The sequence below is a fragment of the Polaribacter sp. 20A6 genome (assembly GCF_011378915.1).
GTDB lineage: Bacteria > Bacteroidota > Bacteroidia > Flavobacteriales > Flavobacteriaceae > Polaribacter > Polaribacter sejongensis.
Window position 1 is genome coordinate 917,979 of sequence record NZ_WTPZ01000001.1, and the last position, 20,601, is coordinate 938,579.

Annotated in this window: 24 protein-coding genes; 16 read left to right on the forward strand and 8 right to left on the reverse strand. The window is 30.7% G+C overall.

All coding sequences use genetic code 11. The features are described from left to right. The first annotated feature begins 2 nt into the window (after nt 1-2). The 6 genes from GQS57_RS03690 (at nt 3) to GQS57_RS03715 (ending at nt 5,648) form a co-directional block, all read left to right on the forward strand. A complete protein-coding gene (locus GQS57_RS03690; RefSeq protein WP_165731215.1) occupies nt 3-1,007 on the forward strand; it encodes a MoxR family ATPase in 1,005 nt (334 codons plus the stop codon). A 148-nt stretch (nt 1,008-1,155) separates the two neighbouring features. After that, the gene (locus GQS57_RS03695) at nt 1,156-2,490 is read left to right on the forward strand and encodes a DUF58 domain-containing protein (RefSeq protein WP_205860185.1); all 1,335 of its coding nucleotides are present in this window, start codon (nt 1,156-1,158) and stop codon (nt 2,488-2,490) included. A 248-nt stretch (nt 2,491-2,738) separates the two neighbouring features. Beyond that, a complete protein-coding gene (locus GQS57_RS03700; protein ID WP_165731216.1) occupies nt 2,739-3,122 on the forward strand; it encodes a DUF805 domain-containing protein in 384 nt (127 codons plus the stop codon). 23 nt (nt 3,123-3,145) lie between these two features. Continuing rightward, nucleotides 3,146-3,550 carry a DUF805 domain-containing protein gene (locus tag GQS57_RS03705; protein WP_165731217.1) on the forward strand — a complete coding sequence of 135 codons (405 nt, stop codon included), beginning with the start codon at nt 3,146-3,148 and terminating at the stop codon, nt 3,548-3,550. Between the two features lie 103 nt (nt 3,551-3,653). Next, nucleotides 3,654-4,847: a multidrug effflux MFS transporter gene (locus GQS57_RS03710; RefSeq protein WP_165731218.1), complete on the forward strand. Its 1,194-nt coding sequence runs from the start codon at nt 3,654-3,656 to the stop codon at nt 4,845-4,847. Nucleotides 4,848-4,943: 96 nt separating this feature from the next. Further along, nucleotides 4,944-5,648 (forward strand): pseudouridine synthase, encoded by a 705-nt coding sequence (locus GQS57_RS03715; protein ID WP_165731219.1) that lies wholly within the window; start codon nt 4,944-4,946, stop codon nt 5,646-5,648. A 189-nt stretch (nt 5,649-5,837) separates the two neighbouring features. Here GQS57_RS03715 and GQS57_RS03720 read toward each other — a convergent pair whose 3' ends face one another. The 6 genes from GQS57_RS03720 to GQS57_RS03740 all read right to left on the reverse strand — a co-directional run bounded on the left by GQS57_RS03720 (nt 5,838) and on the right by GQS57_RS03740 (nt 10,782). Further along, nucleotides 5,838-6,023 carry a CPXCG motif-containing cysteine-rich protein gene (locus GQS57_RS03720; protein WP_165731220.1) on the reverse strand — a complete coding sequence of 62 codons (186 nt, stop codon included), beginning with the start codon at nt 6,021-6,023 and terminating at the stop codon, nt 5,838-5,840. Next, on the reverse strand, nt 6,023-6,535 hold the full coding sequence (locus GQS57_RS18965) for an NADP-dependent oxidoreductase (protein WP_240915418.1): 513 nt from the start codon (nt 6,533-6,535) through the stop codon (nt 6,023-6,025). Before GQS57_RS18965 ends, GQS57_RS03720 begins: the two co-directional genes overlap by 1 nt. After that, complete coding sequence (locus tag GQS57_RS18970; RefSeq protein WP_240915419.1) at nt 6,513-7,028, reverse strand: NADP-dependent oxidoreductase; 516 nt, start codon at nt 7,026-7,028, stop codon at nt 6,513-6,515. Before GQS57_RS18970 ends, GQS57_RS18965 begins: the two co-directional genes overlap by 23 nt. A gap of 33 nt (nt 7,029-7,061) precedes the next feature. Continuing rightward, nucleotides 7,062-9,053: a thiamine pyrophosphate-dependent enzyme gene (locus GQS57_RS03730; RefSeq protein ID WP_165731221.1), complete on the reverse strand. Its 1,992-nt coding sequence runs from the start codon at nt 9,051-9,053 to the stop codon at nt 7,062-7,064. Between the two features lie 114 nt (nt 9,054-9,167). Next, nucleotides 9,168-9,647 carry an Lrp/AsnC family transcriptional regulator gene (locus tag GQS57_RS03735; protein ID WP_068452778.1) on the reverse strand — a complete coding sequence of 160 codons (480 nt, stop codon included), beginning with the start codon at nt 9,645-9,647 and terminating at the stop codon, nt 9,168-9,170. A 76-nt stretch (nt 9,648-9,723) separates the two neighbouring features. Next, nucleotides 9,724-10,782 carry a M14 family zinc carboxypeptidase gene (locus tag GQS57_RS03740; RefSeq protein WP_165731222.1) on the reverse strand — a complete coding sequence of 353 codons (1,059 nt, stop codon included), beginning with the start codon at nt 10,780-10,782 and terminating at the stop codon, nt 9,724-9,726. Between the two features lie 472 nt (nt 10,783-11,254). On the opposite strand from GQS57_RS03740, the gene GQS57_RS03745 reads away from it, so the two are divergent. The 6 genes from GQS57_RS03745 to GQS57_RS03770 all read left to right on the forward strand — a co-directional run bounded on the left by GQS57_RS03745 (nt 11,255) and on the right by GQS57_RS03770 (nt 14,597). Continuing rightward, nucleotides 11,255-11,608, forward strand: a complete 354-nt coding sequence (locus tag GQS57_RS03745) for a helix-turn-helix domain-containing protein (protein ID WP_165731223.1) — start codon at nt 11,255-11,257, stop codon at nt 11,606-11,608. A gap of 56 nt (nt 11,609-11,664) precedes the next feature. After that, nucleotides 11,665-12,444: a HipA family kinase gene (locus tag GQS57_RS03750; RefSeq protein ID WP_165731224.1), complete on the forward strand. Its 780-nt coding sequence runs from the start codon at nt 11,665-11,667 to the stop codon at nt 12,442-12,444. Then, entirely contained in the window at nt 12,434-12,817 is a 384-nt protein-coding gene (locus tag GQS57_RS03755; protein ID WP_165731225.1) for a DUF3037 domain-containing protein, read from the forward strand. The genes GQS57_RS03750 and GQS57_RS03755 overlap by 11 nt, the downstream gene beginning before the upstream one ends. Nucleotides 12,818-12,832: 15 nt before the next feature. After that, nucleotides 12,833-13,123, forward strand: coding sequence for a hypothetical protein (locus tag GQS57_RS03760; RefSeq protein ID WP_165731226.1), 291 nt, complete (start codon nt 12,833-12,835; stop codon nt 13,121-13,123). Nucleotides 13,124-13,158: 35 nt separating this feature from the next. Then, nucleotides 13,159-13,989 (forward strand): mechanosensitive ion channel family protein, encoded by an 831-nt coding sequence (locus GQS57_RS03765; RefSeq protein WP_165731227.1) that lies wholly within the window; start codon nt 13,159-13,161, stop codon nt 13,987-13,989. A 92-nt stretch (nt 13,990-14,081) separates the two neighbouring features. Then, the gene (locus GQS57_RS03770; RefSeq protein ID WP_165731228.1) at nt 14,082-14,597 is read left to right on the forward strand and encodes a PepSY domain-containing protein; all 516 of its coding nucleotides are present in this window, start codon (nt 14,082-14,084) and stop codon (nt 14,595-14,597) included. Nucleotides 14,598-14,697: 100 nt separating this feature from the next. Here the strand turns inward: GQS57_RS03770 and GQS57_RS03775 are convergent, their stop codons facing one another. Continuing rightward, the gene (locus GQS57_RS03775; RefSeq protein ID WP_240915420.1) at nt 14,698-15,009 is read right to left on the reverse strand and encodes a helix-turn-helix domain-containing protein; all 312 of its coding nucleotides are present in this window, start codon (nt 15,007-15,009) and stop codon (nt 14,698-14,700) included. Nucleotides 15,010-15,130: 121 nt separating this feature from the next. Here GQS57_RS03775 and GQS57_RS03780 point away from each other — a divergent pair, with 121 nt between their 5' ends. After that, nucleotides 15,131-15,643, forward strand: a complete 513-nt coding sequence (locus tag GQS57_RS03780) for a VOC family protein (RefSeq protein ID WP_165731229.1) — start codon at nt 15,131-15,133, stop codon at nt 15,641-15,643. 84 nt (nt 15,644-15,727) lie between these two features. After that, nucleotides 15,728-16,651 (forward strand): hypothetical protein, encoded by a 924-nt coding sequence (locus GQS57_RS03785; RefSeq protein ID WP_165731230.1) that lies wholly within the window; start codon nt 15,728-15,730, stop codon nt 16,649-16,651. A gap of 136 nt (nt 16,652-16,787) precedes the next feature. Here the strand turns inward: GQS57_RS03785 and GQS57_RS03790 are convergent, their stop codons facing one another. Next, the gene (locus GQS57_RS03790; RefSeq protein WP_165731231.1) at nt 16,788-18,647 is read right to left on the reverse strand and encodes a radical SAM protein; all 1,860 of its coding nucleotides are present in this window, start codon (nt 18,645-18,647) and stop codon (nt 16,788-16,790) included. Nucleotides 18,648-18,842: 195 nt separating this feature from the next. Between GQS57_RS03790 and GQS57_RS03795 the strand changes: the two genes are divergently transcribed. Continuing rightward, the gene (locus GQS57_RS03795; protein WP_240915421.1) at nt 18,843-19,565 is read left to right on the forward strand and encodes a tRNA-uridine aminocarboxypropyltransferase; all 723 of its coding nucleotides are present in this window, start codon (nt 18,843-18,845) and stop codon (nt 19,563-19,565) included. A 185-nt stretch (nt 19,566-19,750) separates the two neighbouring features. Further along, nucleotides 19,751-20,401, forward strand: a complete 651-nt coding sequence (locus GQS57_RS03800; protein ID WP_165731232.1) for a peroxiredoxin-like family protein — start codon at nt 19,751-19,753, stop codon at nt 20,399-20,401. Nucleotides 20,402-20,601 lie beyond the last annotated feature (200 nt).

Genomic DNA, 20,601 nt, shown 5'->3' on the forward strand with positions numbered 1-20,601 from the left:
ATATGGAAGCACCAAATAACGAAGAAGTACAACAAGGTATCTCTTTTGAAAATAGAATTGATTTATCTGAATTACAAGAGAGTGTTTTTAAGATAAAAAAAGAACTACAAAAAGTAATTGTAGGTCAAAAAGACATGATGGATTTATTGATTGTTGCACTGCTTGCAGATGGTCATGTTTTAATAGAAGGTGTACCTGGAGTTGCTAAAACGATTACTGCTAAATTGCTAGCAAGAACTATAGATGTTGGCTTTAGTAGAATACAGTTTACGCCAGACTTAATGCCTTCAGATATCTTAGGAACTTCAGTTTTTAATGTAAAAACATCTGAATTTGAGTTTAAAAAAGGGCCTATTTTTTCGAGCATGATTTTAATCGATGAAATAAACAGAGCACCTGCAAAAACACAAGCTGCTTTGTTTGAAGTGATGGAAGAAAAACAAATTACTATAGACGGACAAACGTTTCAATTACAAGAACCTTTTGTAGTTTTAGCAACGCAAAACCCTATAGAACAAGAAGGAACGTATCGTTTGCCGGAAGCACAATTAGACCGTTTTTTATTCAAAATTAATGTCGATTACCCAAATGCAGATGAAGAATTACAAATTCTTTTAAAAGAGCAAGCTTTAGAAAACACCACAAAAGCAAGTAAAATTGAAACAGTAATTTCTGGAGCTAAAATAAATGAATTTAGAAATTTAGTCAATCAGATAAAAATTGAAGAAAATTTACTAAAATACATTGCGAATATTGTAGTGAATACACGAACGAATTCCTTTTTATATTTAGGCGCTTCTCCAAGAGCAAGTATTGCTATTTTAGGAGCTTCAAAAGCGTTTGCAGCCATTGAAGGTAGAGATTTTGTGACTCCAGAAGATATTAAAAGAGCCACAATACCGGTATTGCAACACAGAGTTATTGTAACGCCAGAAAGAGAAATGGAAGGTTTAACAAGCAAGCAGATTATAGAGCAAATTATTGAGGCAGTGGAAATTCCGAGGTAAAAATATGCTTTTAATTTCACTATCTTTTGTCATTTCGACGCTAGGAGAAATCACATAAAGTAGCTCACTTTTATGTTCTCACTGTTATGAGATTTCTCCCAAAAGGTCGAAATGACAAAACAAATAAAAAACACAATTACACAAAATATTGAAACATTTTTACAACACTTTATTCTTAAACAATCGATTTTTCTACATTTTAGGAACCATCGCAGCTCTTTTTGTGGTTGGATTTTTCATTCCTTTCTTTTTTGTGGTTTCAAAAGTATTGCTTTTTGTTTTAGTGGTGTTACTATTGGTTGATGTTTTTATTTTATACAACACCAAAAATGCAATTACGGTGAATCGCTATTTACCAGAGCGATTGTCTAATGGAGATGTAAATAAAATATCGATGCAATTGCAAAGCTTATACGGTTTTAAAGCTCATCTTTCTATTATAGAAGAAATTCCGTTTCAATTTCAAAAAAGAGATTTTATCTTCAATATTATCCTATCAAAAAAAGAAGAAAAAACCATTCATTACGATTTAATTCCGACAGAAAGAGGTGTTTATTTATTCGGATACATCAATGTGTACGCAAGTTCTCCGTTGCAATTAGCAACTAAAAAACACGTTTTAGGAGAAGAAAAAGAGGTGAAATGCTATCCTTCATTCCTAAAGTTAAGAGAATTCGATTTTAAAGCTTTTAACAATGATGCTGTTTCTTACGGAACAAAAAAAGTAAGAAGAATTGGTCATTCCTTAGAATTTGAACAAATTAAAGAATATGTTTCTGGTGATGATATTCGGTCTTTAAACTGGAAAGCCACTGCAAAGAGAAACCAGTTGATGATCAATCAATATGTAGAAGAAAAATCGCAACCTGTTTATGCTATTATCGATAAAGGTCGTGCTATGCAAATGCATTTCAATAATTTAAGTCTGTTAGATTATGCAATCAATTCTACGTTGGCAATTAGCAATGTTATTTTAAGAAAACAAGACAAAGCTGGCATGTTATCGTTTTCAACAAAGTTGGAAGATTGGGTAGTTGCAGAAAAAAGAAACTCTCAGATGAGTTTAATTTCGGAAGCATTACACAATATTAAAACAGATTTCTCAGAGTCGGATTTTAGTACTCTATATGCCGTTGTTAAAAGAAAAATTACACAAAGAAGTTTACTTATTCTTTATACAAATTTTGAAACTATGGATGGTTTAAAGAGGCAACTCCCCTATTTACGGGCGTTGGCTAAAAACCATTTGGTTTTGGTGGTCTTTTTTGAAAATACTGCATTAGAAGCTTTAACCACAACACAAAGTGAAGATGTTCTAGGGGTTTATGATAGTATTATTGCAGAAAAATTCATGTACGAAAAGAAAAGTATTGTAAAAGAACTCAAAAAATACGGAATTCAGGCTGTTTTAACAAAACCAGAAAACTTAACTGGTGATACCATTAACAAGTATTTGGAGTTAAAATCTAGAGGATTATTTTAGAATAAGATATCGTAAAGGAAAACGATGAATAGGAAAGATATGGGTTAAGTAAATCAAGTAATTATCGTTTGTGAAATTCATCACTTCTATGAGCTTTATTTTAGTAGAAAATTATATTAAGGAAAACAGTTATGCATAATTCATAAGGCCTAACACTTAAAACAAGTGTAAAAATAATTAGATTAATGCTGTTGGTAAAGAATAAATAATATATTTGTGCGCTTATTAAAAAAACGAAACATTAGAGAATGAATTGGTATATAAAAGTAATAAAACAGTATTCAGACTTTAAAGGAAGAGCAAGACGTCAAGAATATTGGATGTTTGTTTTAATAAACACGATTATTTCCATCGGTTTTATGTTTATGGACAAAATTTTTGGTACAAATTACGGAGAATTTGGTGAAGACGGTTACCTTGAAACATTCTATAGTTTAGCTGTTTTAGTGCCATACTTAGCTGTTACAGCAAGAAGAATGCATGATGTTGGAAAAAGTGGTTGGTATATGTTAATACCAATCTATAATTTAATTTTAGCTTGTTCAAATAGTGAGAATGGTGAAAATAAATGGGGAGAAAACCCAAAAGGTGAAGGAAATAGTTCAGAAATTAATCAAATAGGTCAAGAATAGTATAATTATTAAAAATTAAAAAAATGAATTGGTATTTAAAAGCAGTAAAAGAGCATTACGCAGATTTTAACGGTAGAGCAAGAAGAGAAGAGTATTGGATGTTTACATTATTTAATGCAATAATTTCTATTGTAATAACTTTTGTGTTTGCGGGGATTGGTATCGCTTTAGAGTCGCCTTTATTAGGCGGGTTAAGCTATATTTATACTTTGGCAGTTTTAGTACCAAGTTTAGCTGTTCTTGTAAGAAGATTACATGATACAGGAAAAAGTGGTTGGTTCTTTTTTATAGTTCTAATACCGTTAATTGGTTCTATTTGGTTATTGGTAGTATTGTGTACAGATAGTGTTTCTGGTGCAAATAAATGGGGTGAAAATCCTAAGGGAATTGGAAATAATTCTGCTATAAATGAAATAGGTAGAGAATAACTCTTTCAAATATTAAAATACAATAGAAGGTTGCTTATTTAGCAACCTTTTTTTTTGTTTATTTTTCTCAACTTTAACCCCTAAATAAAACTACTTTTGCCTTGTGAAAATTAGACAAAAATCAGAATCGGAATTTATTATTGTAATGGCTTCATTAATGTCTTTAGTTGCTTTTGCAATTGATGCATTATTACCGGCTATTTCAGATATTAGTGAAACAATTCATATTATAGACCCAAAAAACAATCAGTTATTTATAACCATGATTTTTTTAGGAATTGGTTTTGGGCAGCTTATTTCAGGTCCATTATCTGATAGTTTTGGTCGAAAACCTATTATCTATGTTGGTTTTAGTGTTTTTGTACTCGCTAGTTTTATTTGTCTTTTTGCCACTAATTTAGAAATGATGATTGTTGGTCGGTTTTTACAAGGAATAGGCTTATCTGCCCCAAGAACCATAAGTATTGCTATGGTTAGAGACCGTTTTAGCGGTAATTATATGGCGAGAGTTATGTCTTTTATTACGGTAATCTTTCTTTTAGTGCCTGTTATTGCTCCTGCTTTAGGTAAAATATTATTAGATGCTTACGGATGGAAATCTATTTTTTACAGTCAGTTAATTATAGGTGTTTTCATTATGCTTTGGGTCTGGAAAAGACAACCTGAAACTTTAGTGGTAGAAAAAAGAAAGAAATTTAAGTTAGCACTATTTGTAGAAGGAATTAAAGAATTTGTAAAGTATAAATACGCTGTAATTTTCACCATATTCTCTGGTTTTATTACAGGGTCTTTTATGGTGTATTTAAGTGCTAGTCAACATATCTTTGTAGAACAGTATCACTTAGAAGAAGAGTTTCCTTTTATTTTTGCTTGTTTGGCAATTAGTATTGGAATGGCTACTTTTTTAAATGGAAAGCTTGTCGTAAAAATGGGAATGTTTAAACTAGTTTCCTTTTTTACAATAATGTTTACGGTAGTTTCACTAATCTACATTCTCTTTTTTTATGGAGATACGAATCCGAATATTTATGTCTTATTGATATTTTTTGGTTTGCAATTCTTTTCAATCGGATTTTTATTTGGTAATACTAGAGCTTTAGCAATGGAACCTATAGGCCATATTGCAGGTGTTGGAGCGGCTATTAATGGTTTTGTTTCTACTATTATGGCAGTGCCAATTGCAACTTTTATTGGTAGTTATATTACAGACACCGCTTTGCCTCTATTTATTGGTTTTTTTGTTTGTGGTACTATTGCTCTTTTGTTAATTCTACTTCTAAAATTAAGGAAAAATTAGTTTTAAAAAGATCTATATTTATTTGAAATAGTAGATAAAAACAACCAAATATTAGCATTAGCCTATCAACTTTAAAAAATATTATAATATTTTAGTATGGAAATTCCTATAATTTATCAAGATGAGTTTATTATTTGCGTTGCTAAACCTAATAATGTACTTGTACACCATGCGCATCATTCTAGAAATGTTGCTGATGAAAAATCTCTTTTACAACTGTTAGATGAACAAGTTGGTGGTAAATTTTATCCGATTCATCGATTGGATAGAAAAACATCTGGAATTATTTTATTAGCAAAGGAAACACACTTTGTTTCTAAGTTTCAAGACTTGTTTACTGCTAATGAAATTCAGAAAACGTATTATGGAGTGGTTCGTGGTTTTTCTCCGGAATCAAAAATTATTGATTCTCCTGTAAAAGGAAGAGATGCCAATGTTCACAAAGAGGCTTTAACACATTTAAGAACTCTAGAGCAAGTCACTTTAGATATTCCTGTAAAACCGTATGATTCTTCTCGTTATAGTTTGGTTGAGTTGTCTCCAAAAACAGGAAGAATGCATCAACTGCGTGTGCACTCGAATAAAATAAGTCACCCTTTAATTGGTGATTCAAAATATGGTGATAAGAACCATGATGTAATGTTTGAGGAAAATTTTGGTTGGAAAAATATGTTTTTACATGCAGGGAAACTAGAATTTAAACATCCGTTTACGGAAGGTAAACTTACCTTAAAAGCTTCTTTTCCAGAGGATTGGATTGGTTTATTTAAAGCTTTTTCTTGGGTAAATCCTGTTGAATGAAAAAGTTGGTAGTTAGGTTGTTTCGCGGAGGTTCACGGAGTAAAAACACAGAGGGTCACGGAGTTTTTTTTAATTATTTTCTTAAAAATTCTAGCCTTGATTGAAAAAGTTGTTTCGTAATGATTCACAAAGAAATAGCACAGAGGTTCACGGAGTTTTAAAAAATATTTGCGAATCTCTGTGTAATAATCACTGTTCTAAAGATTGTGCGTTAAAATTAATCAATTCTCCTTCTTCAAAAACTGGCGTAATTTCTATAGGGTTGCAACAGACTTCGCAATCTTCTATGTAGGTTTGTTGGTAGACGCTTTGGTCTAATATCATTGAAATTTCTTCCCAGCAATGTGGGCATTGAAAAAAGTGTTCTGTTTCCATTATTCTATCACTTTTATCACTAATTTACCCTTTTTCTCTCCAGAAAATAGTCTGTTATAGGTTTCTTGAAAATTTTCAATTCCCTCATAGATATCTTCGCGAGATTTTAATTTACCTTCTTGTATCCAAATAGCCATTTGCTTTGCTGCTTTGCCAAAATCTTTTGAATAATCTGTTACCACCATACCTTTCATAGAAGAGCGTGTAACCAATAAAGAGAGGTAGTTACTAGGCCCTGTTACCTTAGATTTATTGTTGTATTGAGAAATTGCTCCACAAATTACTACGGTTGCTTTCATGCGTAATTTGCTTAAAGCGGCATCCAAAATTTTTCCACCTACATTATCAAAATAAACATCAATTCCTTTTGGGCATTTTTGTTTTAGAGCGGTATAAATATTTTCAGATTTATAATCGATAGCGGCATCAAACCCCAACTCATTTACAATATAATCGCATTTTTCTTTTCCACCAGCAATACCAATTACTTTACAACCTTTTATTTTTTGCAATCTGTCCAACAATACTGCCAACAGCACCTGCAGCACAAGAAACCAATACAATATCTCCTTCTTTTATATTTGCTACTTCTAAAATACCAAAATAAGCAGTCATTCCGGGCATTCCTAAAATACCTAAATAAGCGGGCATCGGTGCCATTTTTTCATCAACTTTAAAACAACCTTCTCCATCAGAAATAATATATTGCTGCACGCCTCCCCAACCAGAAACACAATCGCCAATTTGAAAATTAGGATTGTTGTTATTTTGAATCACTTTACCTATAGAACCTGCTCTCATAACACTATCTAATGCAACTGGAAAGATGTAAGATTTGGTATCATTCATCCAACCACGCATTGCTGGATCTAAAGAAATATAATGTTGTTGAATTAAAATCTCTCCTTCTTTTAAACTCGGAATTGGAATTTCTTCAAATTGCCAAGTGTTTTTGTCTGGAGTTCCTTGTGGACGGTTTTTTAAAGTGATTTGTTTGTTGTTCATTAGTAGGGGATTAAGTTCTAAAAATAACAAATTTTAATAATCTATCAAATTTAAAATCACTTTTTCTAATCTATTTTTTCCTAAATATTGATTTTCTAAATTTTTATCAAACGGAATTGGCGTTTCTAAACTAGCGACTCTCTTTACGGGAGCGTCTAAGTATTCAAAACAATTTTCGTTGATTAAAGCAGAAATATCACTCGAAATTCCGCCAAACAAAGAATCTTCTTGAACTACAATAGCTTTACCTGTTTTTTTAACTGATTTATAAATTGTTTCTACATCTAAAGGTTGTAGAGTTCTTAAGTCTATAACATCTGTAGAAATATGTTTATTATTTTCTAAAACCTCTAAAACCCAATGTATTGCTGCTCCGTAACTAATTATTGTTAGCTGCGTTCCTTCTTGTAAAAGTGCTGCTTTACCCATTTCTATAGTAAAACAATTCTCTGAAACTTCTTGATAAACAGATCTGTACAATGCTTTGTGTTCAAAGAAAAGTACCGGATTTGGGTCGTTAACCGCTGCAATTAACAACCCTTTTGCGTCTTGCGGAAATGCAGGATACACTACTTTTAATCCAGGAGTTTTGGTAAACCAAGCTTCATTGGTTTGGCTATGAAAAGGACCTGCGCCTATATCTGCCCCACAAGGCATTCTTATGACAACATCGGCTTTTTGTTGCCATCTATAATGAGATTTTGCTAATAAATTTACAATCGGGTTAAAGCCAGAAGAAGCAAAATCTGCAAATTGCATTTCAACTACTGCTTTCATTCCGTTTACAGATAAACCATACGCGGCAGAAACAATGGCAGACTCACATATAGGTGTATTACGAATACGTTCTTTTCCAAATTTTGCTACAAAACCATCTGTAACTTTAAAAACACCACCATATTCTGCAACATCTTGCCCCATGATTACTAAGTCGGCATGTTTTTCCATGGATTGTTCTAAGCCTTCAGAAATAGCGTCTACAAATCGAATGATTTTCTTTTTTGTTGAAGGTGTAATTTCATTAGATACATCATCTTGATACACGTCATTGAGTTCCGTTTCTAAATTCGGAATTATTTTTTCCTCATCAAAAGCGATTTGAAGGTGTTCATTTATTTCGTGAACTATTTCTGTTTTAAGAGAAACCTCTAGTGCTTCCGATAAAACCCCTTCATTTTTAAGAAACTCTTGATAATTTTCTACAGGATCTTTGGCTGCCCAAAAATCTAAATCCGCTTGCGGAACATATTTAGTGCCACTCGCCTCTTCGTGCCCGCGCATTCTAAACGTTTTAAACTCTAATAAAATTGGTCTTGGTTTTTCTCTGACACTTTTTGCTAGTTGACTAACTTTTGAATATACTTCTAAAATATTATTACCATCAATAATATGGCTTTCCATTCCGTAACCAATACCTTTATCTGCAATATGTTCGCATTTAAATTGCTCTAAAGAAGGTGTAGATAAGCCGTAACCATTGTTTTCAATACAAAATAAGACTGGTAAATCCCAAACTGCCGCTACATTTAGCGCTTCATGAAAATCACCTTCACTCGTGGCGCCATCACCAGAAAAAACAGCACATACTTTGTTATTTTTCTTTAATAAGTTGGCCAATGCAATTCCGTCTGCAACACCTAATTGTGGACCTAAATGAGAGATCATGCCTACAATATTGTATTCTTGTGTACCAAAATGAAAACTTCTATCTCTACCTTTTGTAAAGCCGTTCATTTTTCCTTGCCACTGAGAAAATAATTTATGCAAAGGGATTTCTCTAGTAGTAAAAACTCCTAAATTTCTGTGCATTGGTAAAATATACTCATCTTTCTCTAAAGCTGCTGTAACACCAACAGAAATTGCTTCTTGACCGATTCCGGAAAACCATTTAGATATTTTTCCTTGCCTTAAAAGAATCAGCATTTTTTCCTCGATTAAGCGAGGTTTTAACATGTTTTTATAGAGACTTAATAACGTATCGTTATGAATAGAAAGAGGTTTAATAAAATCAATTTTTGAAGACATAAATTGTAGATTTTATAGTTATACTAACAAACATACAGATAAAGCGATAGAATCCATAAAAAAAACCTTATCATTTTACAGATAAGGTTTTAAATAGTATTAAAAAAAAGAAGCTTACAGTTGTTGAAAAATCTCGTGCATCATTCTCTTTTTATCATTGATACTTTCTTCTAAAGCGATCATTGTTTCTGTTCTGTTTACTCCAGGAATATCATCTATTCTGTAAATAATATCCTTTGCGTCATTAGTACCTTTTGCTCTTACTTTACAAAAAATATTGTATTTGCCAGCAGTTACATAGGCTACAGTAACGTTTGGAATGTTTCTTAAATCTGCAATAACATTCTGAGTCATAGATGTTTTCTCTAAATACACACCTACATGTGCTATAAAAGAATATCCCATTTTCTCATAATTTAATGTAAGTGTAGATCCTTGAATAATACCTTCATCTTCCATTTTTTTTACACGTACGTGAATGGTACCTGCAGATACCAATAGTTGTTTTGCAATATCGGTAAAAGGAGTCCTTGCATTTTCAATTAACACATCTAAAATCTGATGATCTATTTCGTCTAATATAAATTTTTTCATTTTTTACGTATTATTCAAATTACTACGCAAATTTATGATTTTAATTTAATTAAACTAACATAAAACTAACAAATACTTAAACTTTTTTATCTTCGAAAACGATTTCGCAGTGTCCAACCTTAGAATTTAAACTATTTTCATCTACTTTGTTTAATTTTGATACAAACTTACCTTCTATTATTTTGTCTTCATATTGGTATGCAACGTCTTGCTTATGATCAGCATATCTATGAATAACATCGTAGAAAATTTTATCATTATTCGGAATATTGAAATAATCCTCATAATTGATAAACGAATTTGAGTTTGCTATGTGATGCAGTCCTTGTAATATAGAAAAGAAAGTATATTTTCTAGACTCTTCCCTGTCGTAGTCATCCGGATAATGACCAGATTCAATTAAAATAGTGTTATATCCTAATTTTTGAAAATTATCTCCTGTAGCTGTCGGGTAAAATTCATCCGTATATCTACCAATAAAATTAGGAATCACGTTCTGTAGCATCGCATTCATGCTTACAATCACATCCATAGTAGCTATCCTCCCTTTTGTAAGTCCTCTTGTAATTTCTTCCGAAGGAGCTAAAAAAGATATCGTTGCAGGGTTTTTAGTTCCTTCTACGCTAAAAATAGTTCTCTGATCGTGTAGGTTGAAACAAAACTGCGGATTAAAATCTTCTAGAATGCTGCGCAATAGTCTGCTTTCTTTTGCTTCTCTATTTACGGCATCTCTATTTAAATCAACATTATTGGCATTAACTCTAGTGTATGCAAGTGCGCCATCTGGGTTTAACATCGGTATAAAAACCAACGTACATTCTTCTAGTATTTTTGTAAAAGTACTCTCAGATGAATTTAAAATACAGTTAAAAAGATCAAACAATGCTCTTGTACCTGTGCTTTCGTTTCCGTGCATTTGAGACCATAATAATATTTTTTTAGAGCCCGTACCAATTTTTAATTGATGAATAGGTCTGTCTTCTTCTGAAGTACCAATTTTTGAAACCTCAAATTTTGAAGCGTATTTAGAAAATAAATTTTCGATGTCTTTATAGGTAATCCATTTTCCTTGTAGCGCATTTTCTTTTTCTACGGAATAAATATTTTCTAAAAAATCGATTGGTAAAGTATTCATGGTATGCTAATATTTTTTTTCAAAAATAAAGAATTTTTAAAAGCTAACTATCATATAAATTTAATCATATCTATAATTATTTATAAAAAAGAAGCTCTAAGGATTACAATAATTACCGTTTTAAAATATTTTTTAATTGAATAATTGATGGTCATTTATGCATTTACAATTGTTAATAGTTTACAAGTTACAATTGTAAATTCATTACTTGTTACAAATGTAAATAGAGTTTTCAGATGAGTGTGTTACTTTTGTAAATTGCATTATGTAATCAGTACTATTCATATTGTTCTTAAGTAAAAATAGATAATAAAACCTTATAGTTAAATATTAAAACATTATTATTTAGATGTTTATGTAGTTTACCTGAAGTTTTACTTAATGAGGTAAATCACTATTTAAACTGTTTACAATTATATCTTTTGTTACTATCATTAGATTGTATACATTTGTATAAAGAAATATTATTACAATGGTAAACATATCTGAATTTACTACACGTTTAAAACAAGTGATGGAATTTCATCAATTATCTGCCTCTATGTTTGCAGATAAAGTGGGTGTACAACGCTCCAGCATTTCCCATATCCTATCCGGAAGAAATAAACCAAGTTTAGATTTTATTTTAAAAGTAACTACAGAATTTAGTGATGTAGATATGTATTGGTTGTTAAACGGAAAAGGTAGTTTTCCTAAAAATGCAGAACCGAAGGCAGCTACTGCTCCAACTTTTTTTAACGACACTTCGCCTGAAACAGTTGGAAAAAAAATACAACGTATTGTCGTTTTTTATTCTGATGGTACTTTTGATGAATATCAGAAATGATAAAAAAAATCTTCTTATTAAACTTCAAGTTATAGAATTAGTATAATTTAGTATTTATGAATACAATTGATATTAGAACCGTAAATGTTGTACAATACTTACAACCTTTACGAGAAGGCGGATCTTTGCCTGCAATCGTAAAAGCAGACGATGGCTTTTTATACGTACTTAAATTTAGAGGCGCAGGTCAAGGTAAAAAAGCATTGATTTCAGAATTTATTGGAGGAGAACTTGCAAGAGCAATTGGCTTAAAAGTGCCAGAGTTGGTTTTTATGAATTTAGATGATTCTTTTAGTAAAACAGAACCCGATGAAGAAATTCAGGATTTACTAAAATTTAGTGTCGGTTTAAATTTAGGGCTGCATTTTTTATCGAGCGCAATTACGTATGATCCTTTAGTTTCGGTTGCAGATGCGCTTACGGCTTCTAAAGTAGTTATTTTAGATAGCTTGATAAGTAATATTGACAGAACCGCTAAAAACACCAACTTACTAAATTGGAATAATGAACTTTGGATTATTGATAATGGAGCCAGTTTTTACTTTCATCATAATTGGGCAACTTGGGAAAACCATTTAACAAGAACTTTTCCTTTAATAAAAGACCATGTACTTTTGCCTAAAGCGACGCATCTACAAGAAGCTTCATCGGAAATTAAAAAAGTAATAAATGCAGATGTAATACATGAAATTGTAGCAAACTTGCCTGAAGATTGGTTGATAAATGAAGGAGATGTTTTAAATCCTACTGAAATGAGAGCAGCTTATAATCGTTTTTTAAACGCAAAACTTTCTATGATTGATGAATTAGTAAAAGAAGCGGAAGATGCAAGATAAAGTTACATTTGAATATGCTATTATTAGATTGGTTCCAAAAGTAGAACGCGAAGAATTCTTTAATGTGGGTGTTATTTTGTTTTCTAAACGTAAAAAATTCTTGGCCATAAAATACCACATCAATGCTGATAAACTAAAAGCATTAGCACCAGAATTAGAGTTAGAGATTTTAAACAACTATTTAAATGCTTGGAAACTAATTTGTGAAGGAAAAGCTGCAGGTGGTAAAATTGGTGAATTTGAAATATCAGATCGTTTTAGATGGTTAGCAGCCTGCAGAAGTACCATTATACAGAGTTCTAAAACGCATCCTGGTTTATGTGATGAGCCCGAGAAAGAATTGAATGATATTTTTGACAAATATGTTTTGTAAAAAATAATAATAATTATGCATGGAGCGTTTGGAGCATTAACTACATTAATTAAAAAACAAGAAGCTGCTAAAAACAGAAAAGTTTCTTTAAAATATGAGCTTCAAAATAGAAAAGAAGGTTTTTTTACAAATAGTTCTCGTCATGAATTAAAATTTCCTGAGATTTCGAAAACAGAAATGAAAATTTTAAAAGAAGAAATTAGAAAGAAATATAAAGCAGCCCGCATTAAGAACATAGCAGTTAATTTTTTTATAATCATTTTTGTGCTGCTTATCTTTTATTTAATCGGAAGTATTAGAAAGTAATCTACCCAAAATAATACTTTACAAATAATAATTATATGGAATTATTAAAGACAATTTTAGAATTTGAACTCTTTAGTTTTGAAGAATACAGCTTAAAGATAGGTGCTTTATGCCTAGTACTATTAATTTACTTAGTTACAAAAGTTGCTTTATGGTTGTTAAAAAAATCTTTATTTAGAAATAAGAGTGTAGATGAGTTTAGCAAAGGAAATACCTATTCCTTATTCCAGATTATAAAATATATAATTTGGGTACTTTCATTTGGTTTTATGTTAGAGGCCTTAGGTATTGAAGTAACCCTTTTAATAGCAGGGTCTGCAGCATTATTAGTTGGGGTTGGACTTGGTTTACAACAAACGTTTAATGATGTTATTTCTGGTATTATTTTGCTTTCTGAAAGGTCTATTAGAATTTCTGATGTTTTAGAAATTGATGGAGATACTGTAAAAATACAAGAAATTGGTTTGCGAACATCCAAAGGATTAAATACAGACGATATTTCTATTATTATTCCTAATTCTTTAATCACTACTAATAAAGTAATTAATTGGAGTCATCAAGCTAACTTGAATCGTTTTAGAATTGATATTAGAGTTTCTTACAATTGTGATGTAGAATTTGTAATTAAAATTTTAGAAGAAAGCGCTAGAGAACACGCAGAAGTTAGTATAAATAAAAAGGTAGAAGCACGATTATTGAGTTTTGGTGAATCGTCTTTAAATTTTCAAGTATTGTTTTATAGTAGCACGATTTTTAGATCCGATAGAATGAAAAGTGATATCCGTAGAGTTATAAGGCGTAAGTTTGTTGAAAATAATATTGCTATTCCTTTTCCACAAATGGATGTACATGTTAAAACGAAATAATCATTAAAAAAAATGATTAAAAAAACACTTTTAGATTAAACCATTAACGGAAATATAAGTCCTTATAATATACTTTTAAATTAAATAACATTATGGTAAAAAGAAAGACTCCATTCTCTTTTCAAGTTAGAATTATTCACAGATATTTAGGTTATTTTTTAGCCGGAATCATGTTTGTATACGCATTAAGTGGAATTTTAATGGTTTTTAGGAATACCGATTTCTTAAAATCAGAAGTAATCACGGAGAAAAAATTAGCACCAAATTTAACTGAACGAGACTTAGCACCAATATTTAAAAAAGGAGCTAAAGTAATAAAACATGAAGGAGCTGTTTTATATTTAAGAAATGGAAATTACAACCAAACAACCGGTCTAGCAACCATCAAAAAAATGCAATTACCATTTGTATTAGACAAAATGGAAAAACTTCATAAAGCAAATACGAGTAGTCCGCTTTATTTTTTAAACATCTTTTTTGGAGTCTCTTTACTATTCTTTGTCTTTTCTGCTTTTTGGATGTATACACCAAAAATGCCTGTTTTTAAAAAAGGAATGTATTTTGCTGTCGGTGGAATTCTACTAACAATTATACTATTGTTCGTTTAAAAAAGAACTGAACTTTTTTTTAATAATATAAGATATACTCAAAACAACTTTAATAATTGTTTTGAGTATTTTTATTATTAAACGGAATAAAATAGTTCGCTTATTGCTCAACATCCTCTAAACCCCACTTGTCTAAACTTCTTAGAATTCCTTCTAAAGATTGCCCTCTTTTGGTTAGTTTATATTCCACCTTTGGCGGAACAACAGGATATACTTTTCGAGAAATAAGTCCATCTTTTTCTAATTCTCTTACAGTTTGTGTAAACATTTTGTTAGAAATACCATCAATATGTTTTTGTAAAACACCTGAACGCAATCCTCCTTCTAGTAAATGAAACAAAACTAAAGGCTTCCACTTTGTGCCAATTAAATTCATAGTGTAATTTAGCGGACAAGTAATTTTTTCTATCAAAATTTATTATTTATTTTACTGATAATCATTATTTTACTCGTTTTAGTAACTATACTACTTTTAGGTAAGTTATTGCCAAATAGGCAAATATAAATTAATTTTGTAATGTAAATTAGAAATTATGAAAACAAAGCAAGAGTACCCAAAATCATTTTCACATATAGGTCTTACCGTTCCAAATATTAAAGAAGCTGTAAAATTCTATTCAGAAGTAATGGGTTGGTATATTATTATGGAACCTTCTGTAGTTAAAAAAGAAAAAGAAACTGCCATTGGTTTAATGTGTATTGATGTTTTTGGTGAAGATTGGGAAGAATTCGAAATCGCACATTTATCTACTTCAGACGGAATTGGAGTTGAGTTATTTTCATTTCCACAAGGCATAAAAGAAGCACCAGAATTTAGTCCTTTTAATACAGGGCTTTTTCACTTTTGTATTCAAGACCCAAATATTGAAGAATTGGTAGATAAAATTGTGGCGTACGGAGGCAAACAAAGAATGCCTATTAGAGAATATTACCCAAAAGACAAACCTTTTAAAATGTGTTATGTAGAAGATCCTTTCGGAATCGTTTTTGAAGTATATACACATAGTTACGAGTTAACCTATTCTTCTGGAGCGTATGCAAAATAAAAACAATTAACTTAGCAACTTACGTTGATTTTGTTTCAGTATTAAAACCGAAAAAAATTAACGTAAAGTTATAAAAAGCTAAGAATGAAGAAAAATGTTGCACTTATAATACTCTTATCATTTTTGATTTCCTGTAAATCAGAAAAGAAAAAAGAATTTGAAAAAAAGGTTAAAATAGAGACTTTTATTACTGATGATTTCGAAATTATAAAACCAATTGAAGATTCTAAAGCTGTATTAATTTTATTTGGTGGTTTTGGAGAAAAAGCTGCAGATATAAAAAGAGAATTCCAGGTTTTAGACATTGCTAAAAAGAATCAAATAAGTTTGGTTTTAATGAATTATAGCAACAAACTTTGGCTTGAGGAAAATGACAAAAAGAACTTAGCAACACTTTTACAAAACACTTTAGAGAAACATAATTTAAGCCATAAAGATATTTATATTGGCGGTTTTTCAAGTGGAGGAATTGTAAGTTTACTAATCAGTAATTATATTACCGGCATGAAAGAGTTTTATATTGATCCTAAAGGAGTTTTTATAGCGGATTCTCCTATTGATCTTTTAGCATTGTATAAAGCTTCTGAAATAAATATAAAAAAGAATTTTTCTGACGTAGCTGTTCAAGAAAGTACTTGGATACTTCAGCTATTTAATAAAGAACTAGGAAACCCAAAAGATGGAATTTCTAAGTACGAAAAACATGCAGTATTTACTTCTGAATCTAATTACACTAAAAACCTCAGTAATTTAAAAAACACTAAAATTAGATTATATACTGAGCCAGATCTAAATTGGTGGAAAGTAAATAGAAAGACTGATTTTGAACAAACAAATGCATATTACATTCAAAAATTATCTAAATCTTTACATAAACTTGATTTTAAAGATGTAACATATATTACTACAAAAAATAAAGGTTATAGAGCAAATGGAGATAGACATCCTCATAGTTGGTCTATTATTGATAAAGAGAATTTATTTAATTGGATATTGAATAACAATTAGTTCTAGTAAAGGGGCAATGTTTACAAACAAGTTTTAGCCCTGATTGAACGGTTTGTTTGAGCTCTTTTTTTATCCTTCTAAAAGGATAAAAAAAGCGAGTAGTGAAAGCAGGAAATAGCTTCTAAAAAAAATAATTTTATACTTCTAAAAAATCAGCTACCAAATTACTTTCTAAAGTTATTTTAGGAACTTTAAAATCGAAATATTCGTGTAAAGGAATTTCAAATCCTTTGTGATTTAAGTAGTTATTTAAAGCAGTATTTAATCCTTGGCTGTATAAATGATGCTCTGCTCCTGTTGGATCTTCGTGATACAAATCATTTTCTGCAAAACCTTTAAATTCCGGACCAATAATATTGATTTCAAATTCATCAGGATTTTTACCAACCGGACTATGGCTTGTACAAGCAAATTGATGCCAAAATGCAGATTGAATACAATTATGATAAAATAACTGACGTACAACTTCTAAAGAATCGATGGTTTCTTGCGCTGTTTCTGTAGGAAAACCAAACATTAAATACGCGTGTACCATAATATTTTCATCAGAAAAAGCTTTGGTAACTCTAGCAACTTGACCAATATCTACGCCTTTTTTCATCTTTGCCAATAATCTATCAGACGCAACTTCTAATCCGCCGGTTACGGCAATACAACCAGATTTAGAAAGTAAAGCACATAATTCTGGCGTAAATGTTTTTTCGAAACGAATATTTGTCCACCAAGTAATGTAGACTTTTCGCTCCATCAACTTATTTGCTAAAGCTCTTAGCATTTTTGGTGGCGCAGCTTCATCCACAAAATGAAAACCTGTAATACCTGTTTCTGAAATTATTTTTTCAATTTTATTTACTAAATCTTCTGCTGTTGTGTTTTCGTAATTACCAATATAATCTAAAGTTACATCACAAAAAGAGCATTGTTTCCAATAACAACCGTGAGAAATAGTGAGTTTATTCCACTTTCCGTCAGACCACATTCTGTGCATCGGATTCATTACATCTAAAAAAGACAAATACTTTTCTGTAGGTAAACCAATATAACTTGGTGCAGGTAAATTTTTATGATGAAAAATGGTATTTGGCAATTTATTTGCATAAATCACTTTGTTATCTCTACAGATATAAGTTCTTTCTAAAGACTCCTCTCCTATTTTTCCGCCTAAAAATTCTGTAATTTTTAACAACGGACCTTCACCATCATCTAAAGTGATAAAATCTACAAAATCGAAAATTCTTGGGTCTGATAATCTTCTTAATTCGGTGTTACAATAACCGCCACCCATTCCTATTTTAATCTCTGGATAATTTTGTTTTATAAACTGCGCACATCGCAAAGCGGAAAACAAATTACCAGGAAAAGGAACTGTAAAACAAATTAAATCATACGAATCTTGCTTTAGTTTCTCTTCTAAAATATACAACATTTCGTCTTCTATCAGCGTAGTTTCAAACTGCAAACAGTCATCTAACTCATCAAAACTAGAAGCAGCTCTACCAATTTGTTCTGCATAACGTGTAAAAGAGAAAAACTCATCTACATTGGTATTTATAAAATCACCCAACTCTTCTACAAACAAAGTTGCAATATGTTTGGCTTTGTCTAAAATTCCTAATTTCCCAAACTCAGTGCTTAAATCTTTGTCTAATTTTATTCGCCTATGTCCGTGTGGTAAATAATCTTTATGTACTATTTGATATGCAGCTGTAACTTCTTGCACTCGCAAATAATCCATTACAGAATCTACCTTATTAATGTATTCTTCTTTTTGTTTCCAAACCAAAGGCAATTCTTTGTTGCCCAACATTGCTGCTTGTTTAAAAATAGCGTCTATAAATTCTTTTGTAAAAACAGCCGTAAACAACTCGATACTTAAATCTATTTGAGTAGTTGGTACATTTTTAGAATCTAAAAATCCTTTGATGTATGCGGTTGCAGGATACGCCGTGTTTAATTGTGTAAAAGGCGGAGTAATTAAAAGTGTGTTTATAGACATAAATAAAATAAAGTGCAAAGATACTATCTGATTAGGGAACTGTGGTTAAAACTTTGGATGGTTTTTATGCATGACGCTGTGGAAATAGATTTTTGGTTGATAAGTTGTTATAACCTACTTTTTAACTTTAGATTATTATGAGTGAAAAATATTAAATTCGTTATAGTATATATTAAAAACAAAAAGAGATTCACTTTGCCAGTAGAGATAAAAGAAACAAGAATAAAATGTTACAAATGCATGCGTTCTTCAAGTACTTGTATTTGTAAGTACATCAGTACATTACATACTCAGACACGATTTGTTATTTTGATGCACCCAAAGGAATATAAAAAAGAAAAAAAAGGAACCGGCTATATGACGAATCTTCAACTTGAAAATTCAGAAATAATAGTAGGTGTCGATTTTACTAATAATAAACGGATCAATGAAATATTAGCAAAAGAAAATAGTACGTTTTTCTTATTATATCCGGGTAAAGAAAGCTTTAATTTATCGACAAGTAATAATACTGAAACGCAAACGGTTATAGGAACTAATGCACATATTTTTATTTTGGATGGCACTTGGCCTTGCGCTCGTAAAATGCTAAAATTGAGCACCAACTTGCAAGCCCTAAAAAGAGTGAGTTTTGATAATCAGATTAAATCGAAATTTATTATTAAGCAACAGCCAGATCCTCTTTGTTTAAGCACCATAGAGTCGGTTTATACAGTTTTAAACTTATTAAAAGAAGCCGACTTAGAGCAATGTAATACCAAAAAATTTTTGATTCCTTTTTATAAAATGATAGCATATCAACTAGAATATACGCTAGACCCAACTAGTAAAAACTATGGTGCTGTAGAAAATAGCGCAGAAATTTCCAAGAACCTGTATAAAAAAACTACAGAGCGAAGTATCATTTTTGAACAGTAATAAATAGATTTACAGAAACTATGTAGTTTTCTAGGTGTTTGCTTTTAATCAATTTTAGTAATGCTTAAAAATATTCTTTTAAAATTAATTAGAATTCTACTTTAAGTTTTAATATTAATTTCACATAAAACAGCCTAATAAATATTTACATTTGAAATATCGCTAAAAACTAATTACAGAAAATAATGAATAACCTAAGAGAACAAACGGACGCAAAAATAGCAGCAGGAAGAAAAAACAATCCTAATTTTATGAAAGGAGTTGATGAAATTATAGCCAAGGCAAAAGCTTTTGAAGATGGAAAAAATGCGCTGAAAGTAGGAGAAAAAGCTCCTTTTTTTGAATTACCTAACCCTGAAGGAAAATTAATTTCTTTAGGTTCTTTATTAGAAAATGGTCCTCTAGTAATTACATTTTATCGTGGTGATTGGTGTCCGTATTGCAATTTACAACTAAGAGCTTTACAAGCAAAATTGAGCGAAATTAAATCTTTGGGAGCTACATTAGTTGCTATTAGTCCGCAAGTACCAGATGGTTCTTTGACAAAAAGTGAGATTAGTGAAATGGATTTTATTGTTCTGTCTGACCAAGATGCAAAAGTAGCATCAGAATATGGTGTTGCTTGGGAAGTACCAGAGTTTTTAGCAGAACACATGCGAGCTGATCGTGGTTTAGATTTAGAAAAAATAAACAATGGAAATGGTAGTGTGTTGCCAATACCAGCTACTTTTATATTAAAATCTGATGGTGTAGTGGCTTGGAACTATGTAAATGTAGATTATAGAACACGCTCTGAACCAGAAGAAATTATTGAGGCTTTGAAAAAGATGTCTTAAACAACAAATAAAACTCTTTTTTTTAATCTGAATAAAAGCCGGTTTATTCTTGTGGCTTTTACGATTTAAATGAACAAAACTTGTATTAAGAACACTAATTTTAATTTCTAAGATTAGTGTTCTTAATACAAGTTTTGTTATCAAAATAATATTTGAATAATATTATGGATGTAAACTTAAATACACAGTAAGTTAATCAA

Coding starts and splice junctions, on each gene's coding strand:
- GQS57_RS03690 (WP_165731215.1), top strand. CDS start 3: ATGGAAGCACCAAATAACGAAGAAGTACAACAAGGTATCTCTTTTGAA.
- GQS57_RS03700 (WP_165731216.1), top strand. CDS start 2,739: ATGAATTGGTATATAAAAGTAATAAAACAGTATTCAGACTTTAAAGGA.
- GQS57_RS03705 (WP_165731217.1), top strand. CDS start 3,146: ATGAATTGGTATTTAAAAGCAGTAAAAGAGCATTACGCAGATTTTAAC.
- GQS57_RS03715 (WP_165731219.1), top strand. CDS start 4,944: ATGGAAATTCCTATAATTTATCAAGATGAGTTTATTATTTGCGTTGCT.
- GQS57_RS03720 (WP_165731220.1), bottom strand. CDS start 6,023: ATGGAAACAGAACACTTTTTTCAATGCCCACATTGCTGGGAAGAAATT.
- GQS57_RS18970 (WP_240915419.1), bottom strand. CDS start 7,028: ATGAACAACAAACAAATCACTTTAAAAAACCGTCCACAAGGAACTCCA.
- GQS57_RS03730 (WP_165731221.1), bottom strand. CDS start 9,053: ATGTCTTCAAAAATTGATTTTATTAAACCTCTTTCTATTCATAACGAT.
- GQS57_RS03735 (WP_068452778.1), bottom strand. CDS start 9,647: ATGAAAAAATTTATATTAGACGAAATAGATCATCAGATTTTAGATGTG.
- GQS57_RS03740 (WP_165731222.1), bottom strand. CDS start 10,782: ATGAATACTTTACCAATCGATTTTTTAGAAAATATTTATTCCGTAGAA.
- GQS57_RS03745 (WP_165731223.1), top strand. CDS start 11,255: ATGGTAAACATATCTGAATTTACTACACGTTTAAAACAAGTGATGGAA.
- GQS57_RS03750 (WP_165731224.1), top strand. CDS start 11,665: ATGAATACAATTGATATTAGAACCGTAAATGTTGTACAATACTTACAA.
- GQS57_RS03755 (WP_165731225.1), top strand. CDS start 12,434: ATGCAAGATAAAGTTACATTTGAATATGCTATTATTAGATTGGTTCCA.
- GQS57_RS03760 (WP_165731226.1), top strand. CDS start 12,833: ATGCATGGAGCGTTTGGAGCATTAACTACATTAATTAAAAAACAAGAA.
- GQS57_RS03765 (WP_165731227.1), top strand. CDS start 13,159: ATGGAATTATTAAAGACAATTTTAGAATTTGAACTCTTTAGTTTTGAA.
- GQS57_RS03770 (WP_165731228.1), top strand. CDS start 14,082: ATGGTAAAAAGAAAGACTCCATTCTCTTTTCAAGTTAGAATTATTCAC.
- GQS57_RS03780 (WP_165731229.1), top strand. CDS start 15,131: ATGAAAACAAAGCAAGAGTACCCAAAATCATTTTCACATATAGGTCTT.
- GQS57_RS03785 (WP_165731230.1), top strand. CDS start 15,728: ATGAAGAAAAATGTTGCACTTATAATACTCTTATCATTTTTGATTTCC.
- GQS57_RS03790 (WP_165731231.1), bottom strand. CDS start 18,647: ATGTCTATAAACACACTTTTAATTACTCCGCCTTTTACACAATTAAAC.
- GQS57_RS03800 (WP_165731232.1), top strand. CDS start 19,751: ATGAATAACCTAAGAGAACAAACGGACGCAAAAATAGCAGCAGGAAGA.